General features: G+C 73.7%; 4 protein-coding genes. All 4 read right to left on the bottom strand.

Going from position 1 to position 14380, the window contains the following annotated elements:
- Window positions 1-230: 230 nt before the first annotated feature.
- On the bottom strand, window positions 231-1433 hold the full coding sequence (locus KMS84_RS41280) for an acyl-CoA dehydrogenase family protein (RefSeq protein ID WP_256919167.1): 1203 nt from the start codon (window positions 1431-1433) through the stop codon (window positions 231-233).
- A 189-nt stretch (window positions 1434-1622) separates the two neighbouring features.
- On the bottom strand, window positions 1623-3134 hold the full coding sequence (locus KMS84_RS27600) for an MFS transporter (RefSeq protein WP_256919166.1): 1512 nt from the start codon (window positions 3132-3134) through the stop codon (window positions 1623-1625).
- Window positions 3135-3203: 69 nt separating this feature from the next.
- Complete coding sequence (locus KMS84_RS27595) at window positions 3204-6068, bottom strand: aminotransferase class III-fold pyridoxal phosphate-dependent enzyme (protein ID WP_256919165.1); 2865 nt, start codon at window positions 6066-6068, stop codon at window positions 3204-3206.
- A 12-nt stretch (window positions 6069-6080) separates the two neighbouring features.
- Window positions 6081-14186, bottom strand: a complete 8106-nt coding sequence (locus KMS84_RS27590; protein WP_256919164.1) for a type I polyketide synthase — start codon at window positions 14184-14186, stop codon at window positions 6081-6083.
- Window positions 14187-14380: the final 194 nt, after the last annotated feature.

Below are 14380 nucleotides of genomic sequence, written 5' to 3'. Positions count from 1 at the left end.
CTTTCAGTCAACAGTGCGGGTCGGCGGGACATCTTGTTCCACGGTCCCAAAAAGCCGTCGAGAATATGGTGGCCGACGACAGGCGGGACGCGTCGAAAAAGGGAGGGGAAAAGGAGCATCGGCATCGCCCGACGGCCGGGAAGGAAATTCCCGACCGCCGGACGATACCGACGCAGGTGAATTCAGTAAAGCACGTTCACAACGGGACGGAATGAGCCGCCGAAAACCCGTCAGTAAAGGAGCGTCACCGACGGGTGGATGTCGAGCAGCGCACGGCTGTAGTCCTCGATGATGATCGGCGCGTTCAGCGCGGTGTGGCGGCTCATCACCGCTATGTCGCGCCAGAGCCGCTGCAACGGATTCGACAGGGCGAAGGCGCTTCCGCCGACCACGTCGAGCAGCTTCTCCACGCCCGCCCGGGACTTCTCCTGGGCCGACTTCTGGTGCATGCGGATCCGTGCGCGCTCCGCCCACGGCACGGGCTGGGTCTCGGGGATGCCGTCGAGGCTGGCGCCGATCTCCCTCAGGTGCAGCTGGGCGCTCTCGATGAGGTGCGCGGCCTCGGCGAACCACAGCTGCACCGAGGGCGCGTCGACGGCCGCCTCGTAGTTGACGTAGGTGATGGGCCGCTTCTTGTCGAGCGCCGCCCGGGTGACCTCCAGCGCGCCCTGCGCCGCGCCGACGATCGCGGCGAGCGACTGCGCGCTGCCCTGGATGAGCATGCTGTCCCGCTCGTCCTCGCCCACCAGGTCGGTGAGGCTGAAGGGGACCGCCAGGCGCTCGGGGACGAACACGTCCTCGGCGACGACCGTGTGGGTGCCGGAGCCGGCCAGGCCGGCCGTGTGCCAGGTCCGCTCGATCGTCAGGTCGCCCATGGGCACCACGACGCCCACGAGGTCGGTGGTCTGCTCGTCGCCGTCGTAGACGTGCACGACCGGGATGTAGGCCCAGTCCGCGATCTCGCAGCCCGAGCTCCACGGGAAGGTGCCGGTGATCCGGAACCCGCCCTCGGCGCGCCACGCCTTCGTGGTGCTCAGGTGGGCCGTGGAGATCACGTAGGCGTCCGGGTTGCCCTCGAACATCTCCGCCAGCGCGGTCTCCGGCAGCGCGTTGAGCGCGAACCGGGTCGACGCGGTGTCGATGGACAGGTTCCAGCCGGCCGACCCGCAGGCCTTGCCGACCTCGACGATGGTCGCGAGCAGGTCCGACATCTTCAGGTCGTAGCCGCCGAACCGGGTCGGCGTGGAGAGCCGGAACAGGCCCGCGTCCCGCAGCGCGACCACGACCTCCTCGGCGAGCCTGCGGTCCTGCTCGGTCTTCACCGCGTTCTCGCGGATCAGCGGAGCAAGCTCGCGGGCGCGCGCCACGAGCTCCGCCGGGTCGACCGCCGGTGCGGCCGTCTCCTCCACCTGCTCACTGGTCACTGCTGTCACGGAATCCCCTTCGGTCATGGGTCGTCGGGCTCCCGGATCGGGGAGCGCTCACGCACCGCGTCTCACGCACGAGTCAAGCGCTTGCGCCCGGCGGGGCCCAGCGACCGGCACCCAAAAACCGGCCGTCGCGCTGGTACCGGGAACCAGGTACCAGGCGACGGCCGGTCGGGGTCGAACGGCGTGCGGAGATCAGACGGTGGGCACGGCCGCCCGTTCGCCGACCTCGGCGTCCGGCTGCGCCGACACGAAGCGGTCGAACAGCAGCGCGCACAGGACCGCCCCGGCGAGGAAGACCACGGCGCCCCAGAAGAAGGCGGTCGTGTAGCTCTCCACGGCGGCGTCCGCGACCAGCTGCGGCGACGGCTTCTTGCCCTCGACGAAGTGGTCCGCAGCGGTGATCGCCAGCGTGCTCAGCAGGGCGGTGCCGATCGATCCGCCCACCTGCTGCACGGTGTTGACCAGGGCCGACGCGGCGCCGGCGTCCTGGGCCTCGACCCCGACGGTGGCCACGGCCGCGCCGAGCGAGACGACGAGGCCGAAGCCGATGCCGGCGATGAGGGACGGAGTCAGCACGCCGCCCGCGTACGAGCTGTCGGTGGTGAGCCGGCTCAGCCAGAACGATCCGACGGCGGCCAGCACGAGGCCGGCCGGAATCAGCACGCGCGCCCCGACCTTGGGCTCCAGCACCGGCGGGAGGGTGGTCGCGCCGATCGCGATGCCCACGATCATCGGCAGGAAGGCGAGGCCGCTCTGGATGGCCGAGAACTCCAGGATCAGCTGGAGGTAGTACGTCAGGAACAGGAACTGCACGAACAGCCCGATGCCCAGCAGGAACATCGCCAGGTAGGCGCTGCCGCGGTTGCGGTGCAGCACGATCCGGATGGGCAACAGGGGGGTCCGCGACCGCAGTTCGAACAGCACGAACGCGATCAGCAGCACCGCGCTGCCCACGAGCAGACCCCAGACCTCGGGCTTGCTCCAGTCACCGTCGTCGGCGTTGGACAGACCGTAGACGAGGCAGAACAGACCGACCGAGGCCGTGAACGTGCCGGGCAGATCGAGTTTCTCGGGACGGTCCTCGGCCCGCTGGTTCTCCATCGTGAGCAGCGCGCCCACGAAGACCGCCGCCGTGAAGACGACGTTGACGTACAGGCACCAGCGCCAGTCCAGCCAGTCGGTCAGCGCGCCGCCGAGGACCAGACCGAGCGTCAGACCGCCGCTGCCCAGCGCGCCGTACACGCCGAACGCGGTGACCCGTTCCTTCGGGTCCTTGAAGACGGTGAGCAGGAACGACAGGGCCGCCGGCGCGACGAGGGCGGCGAACCCGCCCTGCAACGCGCGGGCCGTGACCAGCATGGGGAAGCCGTTGGCCGCGCCGCCCAGCACCGACATGAGGCCGAAGCCGACGATCGAGATCATCAGCGACCGCTTGGCCCCGACCAGGTCGACGATCCTGCCGCCGAGCAGCAGCAGGCTGCCGAAGGCGAGCGCGTAGGCCGTGACGACCCACTGCCGGTCACCGTCGCCGAACCCGAGGTCCGCCTGTGCGGACGGCAGGGCGATGTTGACGACGGTGGTGTCGAGGAAGATCGTTAACTGGGCGACGCCGATCACCCCGAGGATCAGCCATCGTTTGGCGTAGTGGGGGTCGGCCGCGCCGCCCGCCGCCACTTCCGTCACGGAATCTGCTGACTCTGACATTCCACTTACCCTCTATTACTCAGGCCGGACCATCGGCCGATGGTTCGGCAGACCGGTGTTCGGCAGACATCAGGGGGAAACCGTCTCGAATCCGTGCTGCTTCGCGAGGTCGACAAGGGCGTCCACCCGTTCACGGGTAATGAGGCCGTCGCCCACCGGTCCACTGCTCCCGGACAACGCGAGTGTGATGACTTCCGCCACCCCTGCCAACAATTCACCCGCGCCTGTGGAGGCGCTGAAACCACGTGGCAGATTAACGCGATCGGACACGGAAAGTATACCACCACGTACGTAACGTAGATCGCCGCGAGAAGCCAATGCAGCAGTTTCGGCCGCGGTGCCGAAAAAGGACATATCGCAGATTATGGCGCGGTCGGAGAGATGTTTTTCGTCCAGCACGGGAACGGGGCTGGAATGCGCCGAGAACACCACCTCCGCATTCGCGACCGACAATAGATCGTCGGTCGTGACGACAAAGGGATCGATGTCGTGGTCGGCGTCGATCCGGGCCGCGATCGCCGCGCCGCCCGGCTCGTCTGCGGACCGCCCCTCGGCCAGCCATCCGGCGACGAGCGGCTCGGCCGCGAGCGCCGCGCAGAGCCCGGTCGGCTCGGCGCCGGCCGCGATCCGCTCCCACGCCTCCTGGTAGATCCGCACCCTCGTCGCACGCAGCCGCTCGTCCGATCCCGGACGGCCGCTTCCCACCAGCACGATCTTGGCGGCCCATCGGGCGCTCAGCGCGGCAATGGCCGAACCCGTGCGCCCGCCGCCGCCGACCACCGCCACCGTCAGGCCGTCGAGTCCGCCGAAACGCTCGGCGGCGACCCGCTCGACGGCGGTCAGGGCCGAGCCCACCGCCAGCGTGCTGCCCGCGGTGACCGTGATCCCGGGAACCCGCAGCGCGCCGCCGTGACCGGTGACCGCGCCGAGACCGAAGCCGAGGCCGACGGTCGTGCAACCGTCCGCCTTCGCCGCCCGCACCCGGCGGTCGACGTCCGCACCGATCAGGAAGGTCTGCCCGGACACCTGGTACCCGCGCAGCTGCTCCTGCGTCACCAGCAGCGGGTAGACGGTGAGATCCGCCGAGACGCCCTGCGGCGACTCGTAGCGGACCGGCGCGAACGCCGGCAGGTCCTTGAGCAGCTCGGAGCGGCGGACGTAGGCCAGCAGGCGGTCGTCGTCCAGGTCGGCGAGCGAGGGATCGAGCTCCCGCAGCGCGTCCGGGGTCAGCGGGTACCCGACCAGCCCGGCCCGGACCGTGGCGGGCCCGGCCTCGGTGACCGCGCCGTCCGCCTCCGCCGGCCGGAAGTCCCGGATCTCCGCGCGCGGCGCCTGCTCCTGTTCGCCGCCGGTCAGCGGGTGGATCAGCGGCAGCGCGTCCTGGTTGCGCAGGATCTCGCAGACCTCCACCAGGCCGGTGCGCAGCTGGTCGATCTCCTCGTCGCTGATGTAGATCGACGGCTCGATGCGCAGCATGGTCGGCACGCTCGCCGTCGGACCGGTGCGGATGTGGTGGGCCAGCTGAAGGTAGCTGCCGAGCTGGAAGACCAGCAGTCCGGCCAGCGCCTTCTCCCGGATGACGGGGGACGCCGCCTGGCTCTGGTCGGCGAACTCCAGCCCGATCAGCAGCCCCTTGCCCCGCACGTCGGCCACCACGTCCGGATAGGCCGCGGCCAGCTCGCGCAGCATGGCGAGGATGCGCTCACCGCGTTCCGCGGCCCGGTCGTAGGCGGCTCCGCCGTCGGCTTCGAGGAGTTCCAGCGTGCGCAGCGCGATGGCCGTGGAGAAGCCGTCCTTGGCGAAGGTCGAGCTGTGCACCAGCTCGAACTCGGGCCGGTAGCGCGACTGGCGCACGAGCATGGCGGAGGTCTTGGCGATGCCGCCGCCCAGCGACTTGCCCAGCACGTAGCAGTCGCCGACCAGGCCGATGGCGGAACTGGCGAAGAACGTCCCCGTGCGCCCCATCCCGGTCTGGATCTCGTCGACGACGATCGGGCACCCGATCCCGTCGCAGATCTCGCGGACGCGGGCGGCGAACTCGGCGGTCAGCGCGTGGATGCCGCCCTCGCCCTGGATCGGCTCGACGACCAGCGCGGCGACGACCGGGAACGGCCGCTCGACCAGTGTGATCACACCGTCGACGACCTCGACGTCGAGCACGGTGACCCGGTGTTCGGCGGCGATGCGCTCGAACGCGGCGGCGTCGTTCGGCGGCACGAAGCGCACCTCGCGGCCGAGCGAGGCGAACGCGGCGCGGAAGAGCGGGTTGTAGGTGAACTGGGTGCTGCCGACCAGCTTTCCGTGGAAGGCCCGCTCCAGCGCGAAGAAGACCGGGCCGGTCCCCGCCCGGGCGAGGTTGTGCGCCGCCACCGCGCCGAGCAGCGCCCCGAACTCCTCGACGGTGGTCGGCGCCGGCACGTCGCCGGGCAGCAGGGACGTGTCCCGCGGCAGCGCGGCGGCGCCTTCGCGCAGCGCGGTCAGCGCGACGTCGGCGTTCCACTCGATCTGCTCGAACAGGCTCTTCACCCGCAGGACGCGGTCGAACTCGCAGTGCTTGACCGCCGCTTCGACCGCCTCCGCCCCGCTGTTGGCGAAGATCACCGAGTGCGGCTCCGCGCCGGGGAACTCCCGCCCGACGATGTCGTTCAGCACCGCGCCGACCTGGTCGGCGACCGGGTGCGCGGAGTGCTGCGAGTGCACCGGCCAGCCGGTCTCCAGCAGTTCCTTCGCGTAGGCCACGATCTCCGGGTGGTTGTGCCCGAGCATCAGCGAGCCCCAACCGCCGACCAGGTCGAGGACCGGCACCTCCGCCCCGGTCTCGTCCAGGTAGTACAGGCTGTTCTTCTCCGCCCGGACGTACTCGACGTCCAGGCCGAAGGCGCCGAGCATCGCGGTCAGTAGGGCTTCGGCGTAGCGGGTGGGTGCGTTCACCATGTCTCCTGGTGGTCAGCGGTTGGGGTGTGCGGACGACGAGCGGCCCAGAGCCCGGTCGATGAAGTCGAAGACCTCGTTCTCGCTCGCGTCGGCCAGGTCGGTCGCGTCGGGGCCGTGGGCCGTGCCCGGCCGCGCGTCGGTCCGGGCCTTGTTCCAGCGGGAGAGGATGGCGGACAGCCGGTCGGCGATCTCGGTGTGCCCGGAGTCCCGGTCGTCGTCCGCCCCTTCCACCGGGACGGCCATCAACACCGCCTCCAGCCGGTCCAGTTCGGCCAGCGCCGAGCGGTGGTCGGCCCCGTCGGCGAGATCGAGCCGTTCGAGCAGGTGGTCCACCAGCACGCCGGGCGAGGCGTAGTCGAAGACCAGCGTGGTCGGCAGGGACAGTCCGGTGCGTTCGGCGAGCCGGTTGCGGAACTGCACCGCGGACAGGGAGTCGAATCCGGAGTCCCGGAAGGACACCTCCCACCGCAGGTTCTCGGGTGTGGCGTGGCCGAGCACCCCGGCCGCCTCGGTGCGCACCAGATCGCGCAGGTGCTTCTCCGCCTCGGCCGCGGTCATGCCGGCGAACCGGTCGGCGGGCCGTTCGGCGCTCGCCCTGCGGCGCTCGCCCTGCGGCGCCAGAGCACGCAGCACCGGCGGGACGGCGGGCGCGTCGCGGCGCAGCGCGGCCAGGTCGAGCGGGGCGGGCGCGACGACGGCCCGCCCGGTGGCGAGCGCGGCGTCGAACAGGGCGCGGGCCTCGTCCTCGCCGATCACCCGCAGTCCGGACTGTCCTCCCTCGACCATCCGGCCCCAGGCCAGCGACACCGCGGGTGCTCCCTGGGCCCGGCGGCGGACGGCCAGCGCGTCCAGGAAGGCGTTCGCCGAGGCGAAGTTGGCCTGTCCCGGGCTGCCGAGCATGCCGACGACCGAGGAGAACAGCACGAACAGGGCGGGCGGGGCGTCCGCGGTGAGCTCGTGCAGATGCCAGGCTCCGTCGACCTTGGGCCGCAGCACGTCCGCCACGCGCTCGGCGGTCAGCCCGGTGAACACCCCGTCGTCCAGGACGTTCTGGGTGTGCACGACGCCCGTCAGCGGGTGGTCGGCGGGGATGTCCGCGAGCAGGGCGCGCACGGCGTCCCGGTCGGCCAGGTCGCAGCCGGCCACCGTGGCGCTCGCGCCCAGAGCGGTCAGTTCGTCCCGCAGCCGCAGGGCGGCCGGGTCTGCCGCCCGCGGGGCGGTGAGCACCAGGCGCCGTACGCCGTGGTCGGTGACCAGGTGCCGGGCGAACAGCGCGCCCAGCGCCGCGTCGGCGCCGGTGACCAGCACCGTGCCGTCGGCCGCCGGGGCCGGCGGCGTCGCGGCCGCGGTGTCCGTCGCGTCCGTCGCGTCCGTCGGCATGAGCCGTGGAGCGAGCATCCGGCCGTCGCGCAGGGCCAGTTGGGGCTCGCCGGTCCGGGCCGCCAGGAACAGCAGTTCGGCCGAGGCCGGGTCGTCGTCCAGGTCGACCAGCACGATCCGGTCGGGGTTCTCCGCCTGGGCCGACCGCAGCAGGCCCCACACCGCGGCCCCCGCCGGGTCGAGGACGTCGTCGTGCGGCTCGACGGCCATGGCCTGACGGGTCACCACGACGAGCCGGCTGTCGGGCAGGTCCTCCTGCGCCAGCCAGTCCTGGGCCACGTCGAGGGCGCGCAGCACGGCCCGGTGCACGGCGGCGGCCTGGCCGGCCGCCCCGTCCGCGGCCCGGTCGGGCTCGGAGGGGCACACCAGCAGGGCGTCCCAGGGGGTGTAGGAGGCGGCGGCCTCCTTGACGTCGTCGAAGCGCAGCGGGGCGAGCGCCGCGAGGGCGTCACCGTCGCCACGGCCACGGTCCGCGCGTTCGACACCGGTGTCGGCGCCCTGGAGCAGGGCGAGCAGGCTGTCGGCGTCCTCGTCCTTCGGCGGCTCCACCGCGATCCAGCGCAGGTCGAACAGCGAGGCGGTGCCGGCGGGTTCGGGCGCGGCGCCGGCCCGGGAGGTCGGACGTGCCGGGAGCAGCCGCACCGACTCGGCCGTCAGGACCGGCAGTCGGGCCTCGTCGAGCGCCTCGAGCCGGTAGGCGTCCGGTCCGGCGGGCGTCAGGCGGACCCGCAGGACGGTCGCCTCGGCGGCGTGCAGGCAGACGTTCTCCCAGGCGAGCGGCAGCCGGGTCGTGCCGTCCGGCGCGACGCCGGGAGCGCCGATCAGCAGCGGCAGCACGGCCGCCTCCAGCAGGGCCGGGTGGATGCCGAACCGGCCCGCCTCGGCGACCGCGTCCTCCGGCAGCCGGACCTCGGCGAACAGCTCGTCCCCACGCCGCAGCACCGACTCCAGGCCGCGGAACGCTCCGCCGTAGCGGTGACCGGCGTCGGCGAGGTCCTCGTAGGCGAAGTCCACCGCCGCGGCGCCCGCGGGCGGCCACGCCTCCGGCTCGGAGGCCGGGAGGGCGGACGCGGGGGCCAGCGCGCCGACGGCGTGGCGGGTCCACTCCCGCGCGACGTCGTCCGGGCCGCTCGCCCCGCCGGGTCGGGTGTCGTCGAGCCGGGTGTGGATCTCCACCGTGCGCCGTCCGTCCGCGCCGGGTGCGCCGGTCACCACCTGGAGCTCGAGGCCGCCCTCGTCGGGCAGCACGACGGGCTCGGCGACGGTCAGTTCGGCCAGCACCGGGCAGGCGGTCAGGTCGCCCGCCCGGACGGCCATGTCGACCAGCGCCGCCGACGGCAGCACCGGCACGCCGGCGACGACGTGGTCCGCCAGCCAGGGCTGGGCCGTGAGCGACAGCCGGCCGGTGAACACCAGCTCGTCCCGGCCGGCCACGGCGACGGCCGTGCCGAGCAGGGAGTGCGGCGCGGAGCCGGGGTCGAGGTCCGCGCCGTCGGCGCAGGCCCGGGCCTCGGCCGGCCAGTACCGCTCGCGCTGGAACGGGTACGTGGGCAGGTCGGTGCGGGCGGCGCCGGTGCCGGCGAACACGGCCGTCCAGTCGACGTCCGTTCCGGCGACGAAGAGCTCGGCCACGCCGTCGAGCAGGGTGCGAAGCCGCGGACGGCCGTCGGGGCCCAGCGGCACCGACCCCGCCAGGGTGCGCCGGGGGCCGGACTCCGCGAACCGGGCCACGCGCTGCCCGGTCATCCACTGTTCGGCGGCGGACCGCCCGGAATCCGCTCCGTCGACCGCCGCGCCCACCGGGTCGCCGGCCGTGAGCGGGCGGCCGGTGGCGAGCGACACCACCGCGATCCGCGGTTCGCCGCAGGTCACGCCGGCCCCTTCTCCGGTCGTCACCAGGCGGGCCGCGTCGGAGGGCGAGAGCGCGCCGGCGACGTACGCGGCCGCGATCTCGCCGACGCCTGCCCCGGCGACGCAGCCGAAGACCACGCCCCAGGACTCCAGCAGCCGGAACAGCGCGACCTCCGCGGCCAGCGGGGCCGCCTCCCGCGACGCGCCGAGTGCGGCCAGCGTCTCGTCGTACGCCCGGGCGTACACCGCGGACGTCTCGCGCAGCTCGTGGTCGGGGCCGTCCGCGGGACGTGCGGTGAACAGGAACGCGGTACGGCCGTCCCGGGCCGCCGGCGCCTCGCCCCCGGCGATCGCCCGCAGCCCGGACAGCGCGTCGGCGCCGCCCTCGGTGACGAGCACCGCCCGGTGGTCGAACACCGAGCGGGCCGCGAGCGAGAACCCGACGTCGAGCGGGCTCGGCGCGCCGTCGCGGTCCACGGCCGGGAGCAGACGGGCGGCCTGCTCGCGCAGGGCCTGCGGCGACTTGGCCGACAGCACCCACGGCACCGCGGGCAGGGACGCGCGGGGCGCCGCCGGGACCTCGGCCGGGTCCTCGGGGGCCTGCTCCAGCACGATGTGGGCGTTGGTGCCGCTCAGCGCGAACGCCGACACGGCCGCCCGGCGCGGACGGTCGAGCTCCGGCCACGGGCGGGCCTCGGTCAGCAGGCGCACCGCCCCCGAGGACCAGTCGACCGCGGGCGTCGGCCGGTCCACGTGCAGGGTCCGGGGCATCAGACCGTGCCGCATGGCCATGACCGCCTTGATCAGGCCGCCGGCCCCGGCGGCGTGCTGGGCGTGCCCGATGTTGGACTTCACCGATCCGAGCCAGGCCGGCCGGTCCGGGTCCCGGTCACGGCCGTACGTCGCCATCAGGGCCTGCGCCTCGATCGGGTCGCCCAGCTGGGTGCCCGTCCCGTGCGCCTCGATGAGGTCGACCTCGGACGGCGCGAGACCGGCGTTGGCCAGCGCCTGACGGATGACCCGTTGCTGGGAGGGGCCGTTGGGCGCGGTGAGTCCGTTGGACGCGCCGTCGGAGTTCACCGCGCTGCCCCGGACGACCGCGAGCACCGGGTGGCCGTTGCGCCGGGCGTCGGACAGCCGTTCCAGGACGAACAGACCCACGCCCTCGGACCAGCCGGTGCCGTCGGCGGACTCGGCGAACGCCTTGGACCTGCCGTCCGGGGCGAGCGTGCGCTGCCGGGAGAACTCGATGAAGCCGATGGGCTGCGCCATCACGGTCGCACCGCCGGCGAGCGCCAGTGCGCACTCCCCGCTGCGCAGGGCGTTGGCCGCGAGGTGCATCGACACCAGCACCGACGAGCAGGCGGTGTCGATGGACATGGTCGGGCCCTCCAGGCCCAGCACGTAGGACACGCGGCCGGAGCCGAACGACGTCGTGGAGCCCGTCAGCAGGTACCCCTCGCCGCCCTCCTCGGCCGCGCCGGCGCCCGATCCGTAGTCCTGCGCGGTCAGGCCGGTGTAGACGCCCGTGTTGCTGCCCCGCAGGGACAGCGGGTCGATCCCGCCGCTCTCCAGGGCCTCCCACGACGTCTCCAGCAGCAGCCGCTGCTGCGGGTCCATCGCCAGCGCCTCACGGGGCGAGATGCCGAAGAATCCCGCGTCGAAGTCGGCTGCGTCGTCGATGAACCCGCCCACCCGGGTGTAGAAGGCGCCGGGTTTGTCGGGGTCCGGGTCGTAGAGCCCCTCGACGTCCCAGCCGCGGTCGTGCGGCATGTCGGAGATCGCGTCCACGCCGTCGGCCACCAGCCGCCACAGGCCCTCGGGGGTGTCGGCCCCGCCGGGGAAGCGGCAGGCCATGCCGACGATCACGACGGGATCGCTCCCGCCGCCGGAGCCCGGGACCGCCGCGGCGACGGCCGTCGCCGCGGCCGGCGCCTCGCCGCTCAGCTCCGACAGCACGTACTCGGCGAGCGCGGCGACCGTCGGATAGTCGAACACCACGCCGGGCGACAGCCGCAGGCCGGTGACCGCGGTCAGGTGGTTGCGCAGTTCGACCGCGGTCAGCGAGTCGAAGCCGAGCTCGCGGAACGGCACGTTCTCGCCGACCCGTTCGCCCGCGCCGAACCCCAGCACCGCGGCCACCTCGGCCCGCACCAGGTCGACGGCGTGCTCGCGCCGCTCCTGCGGGGGCAGCGCGGCCAGCCGGGCGGCGAGCGACCCCGTGTCGCCGCCGCCCCTGCGGACCACCCGGCGCGCCGGACGGCCGACCACGGCGCGCAGCACGGGCGGGACCGGGGCCGAGCCGGAGCGCAGCGCGCGCAGGTCGATCCGGGCCGGCAGGGACACCGGTTCGTCCAGGGCGAGCGCCCGGTCGAACAGCGCGGCGCCGCCTTCCGCCGAGAGGGGTCGCAGCGCCGCGTGCCGGAGCTGGCCGGGCCCGTCGGCGCTCACCCCGGACTGCATGCCGCCCTCCGCGGACCACAGGCCCCAGGCCAGCGAGACCGCGGGCAGGCCGTGGGCGCGACGGTGCCGGGCGAGCGCGTCGAGGAAGTGGTTGGCGGCCGAGTAGTTGGCCTGGCCCGGGTTGCCCAGCGTGCCGGCCAGGGAGGAGAACAGCACGAACATCGTGAGGTCGGCGTCGGCGGTGAGTTCGTGCAGGTGCCAGGCGGCGTCGACCTTGGGGCGCAGCACGGAGGAGACGCGGTCGGGGGTGAGGGCGGTGACGATGCCGTCGTCGATGACGCCGGCGGTGTGCACGACGCCGGTCAGCGGATGCGCGTCGGGGACCGAGGCCAGCATCGCGGCGAGTGCCTCGCGGTCGGCCACGTCGCAGGCCACCGTGCGCACGGTGGCGCCGAGGGCGGTGAGTTCCGCGGCCAGTGCGCCGGCGCCGGGCGCGTCCGGGCCGCGGCGGCCGGCCAACAGAAGGTGGCGGACGCCGTATTCGGTGACCAGGTGCCGCGCGAACAGGGCGCCGAGCGCTCCCGTGCCGCCGGTGACGAGGAAGGTGCCCTCGCGGACCGTGTCCTGGTCGACCGTGCCGTCACGGACCGTGCCGTCGTCGCGCGTCGTCCCGGGCGCGTCGGCGGCCGGCCCGGGCCGGGCCGCAAGGCGCGGCACGGTCGCCGCGCCGCCGCGCACCGCGACCTGGTCGTGGCCGGCCGCCAGCACGGCGGGCAGGAGCGTGAGCGAGGCCGGGTCGTCGTCGACGTCCGCCAGCAGGATCCGGTCGGGGTGCTCCCACTGCACGGAGCGCATCAGACCCCACACCGCGGCGCCCACCAGGTCCACGGAAGCGTCCTCGCCGGTCGCCACGGCCCCGCGGGTGAGCACGACGAGGCGGCTCGCGAGGAACCGGTCGTCCGCGAGCCACTCCCGCAGCAGGGCCAGCGCCTCGACGACGGTGTCGTGCACCGACGCGACGACCTCGCCGCCGGGCCGGTCGGCGGTCTGGTCGGCGGGCCGCCCGCCGTAGGAGACGACCAGCACGTCCGCCCCGGCCGCCTCCGCGAGCGTCGCGCGGCGGTCGAGGGCCGGCGCCCCGCCGGCCGGCCCCGCGTCGGCGCCGAGCAGGACCCAGTGTCCGGCGGGTTCGGCCGGGTTCAGCTCGACGGGGGTCCAGTCGACGCCGAACAGCGACCCGGCCGTCTCGTCCCGTGCGGCCGTCTGGTCGGCGGAGACCGGGCGCGCCTCCACCGACCGCACCTCGGCTACCGGCTGCCCCGCCTCGTCGGCGAGCTGCACCCGGCAGGCGGCGCCGTCGGTCCCGTCCTCGACGACGACCCGGACCCGCAGCGTGGTCGCGCCGGTGGCGTAGAGGCTGATGCCGTTCCACACGAACGGCAGCAGCAGGGTGAAGTCCTCGCCCGCGTCGGCGATCGCGGCCACGACCCGGGGGTGGATGGCGGCGTCGAACAGGGCGGGATGGATGCCGAATCGCGCCGTGTCCGTGTTCTCCGGCAGCGCCACCTCGGCGAAGAACTCGGCGACGCCGGCACGGTCGCGGCGCCACAGCGTGCGCAGGCCGCGGAACACCGGGCCGTACACGTAGCCGTGGTCGGCGAGCCGCTCGTAGAAGCCGTCCGTCTCCATGACGCTCGCGTCGGCCGGCGGCCACTCGGTCAGCTCGAAGTCGGGCTCGGGAGCCGAGGCGACCAGCGTGCCGGTGGCGTGGCAGGTCCAGTCCTGCTCGTCCTCGCGGCACGAGTGGATCGCGAAGGGGCGGTTCCCGGTCTCCTGCGGTGCGCCGACCACGAGCTGGACGCGTACCCCGCCCGTCTCCGGAAGGACCAGCGGCGCGGTGACGACCATCTCGTCCACGCCACCGCAGCCGGCCTCGTCGCCGGCCCGCAGCGCCATCTCGAGCAGCGCGGTGCCGGGCACCAACGCCCTTCCGCCGAGGTCGTGTTCGGTGATCCAGGAGTGGGTGCGGGCCGAGAGCCTGCCGGTGAGGACCACCTCGTCCGAACCGGCGACGCGCACCACCGCTTCCAGCATCGGGTGGTCCGCGGCCACCTGTCCGGCCGAGACGACGTCGCCGGTGGACACCTCCTCCAGCCAGTAGTGCTGGTGCTGGAAGGGGTAGGTGGGCAGGTCGACGAGCCGGCCCACGGCCCCGTTCGCGGCTTCGGCCCCGGTCGCGGGCCCGGTCGCGGCCACGGCCTCGTCGGCGCCCGTGCCGTCGGCCTCGGCCGCGGCTCCGGCGCCGCTCGCTGCTTCGGGACGGGACGTGTCGGGGGATGTGGACGTGGGTGTGGGTGTGGGTGTGGGTGTGGTTGGGGCTTGGAGGACGCGGGTCCAGTCGACGGGATGCCCGTCGACATGCAACCGGGCCACCGCCGTCAACGCCGTCAACGCCTGCGGCTGATCACGACGCTGCAACGCCACGAACAACCCCTCCGCCACACAATGCGGCCCCATCGCCGTCAACACCGCATCCGGACCCACCTCCACGAACCGACGCACACCCCGATCCGCCAACCACCCGAGATCATCGGCGAACCGCACCGCACGCCGCACATGCTCCACCCAGTAATCCGCCGAACACACCCGATCACCCCCCACCACCCCCACCACCGGCA

Origin of the sequence: Streptomyces hilarionis (assembly GCF_024539675.1) — a bacterium.
Taxonomy (GTDB): Bacteria; Actinomycetota; Actinomycetes; order Streptomycetales; family Streptomycetaceae; genus Streptomyces; species Streptomyces hilarionis.
Note: the sequence above shows the minus strand (reverse complement) of the source record. Positions and strands in the feature narration are given on the sequence as shown.

What these genes read in the sequence shown, in the direction of transcription:
- KMS84_RS27595 (WP_256919165.1), bottom strand. Translation starts at nt 6,068, where the DNA reads ATGGTGAACGCACCCACCCGCTACGCCGAAGCCCTACTGACCGCGATG.
- KMS84_RS27600 (WP_256919166.1), bottom strand. Translation starts at nt 3,134, where the DNA reads ATGTCAGAGTCAGCAGATTCCGTGACGGAAGTGGCGGCGGGCGGCGCG.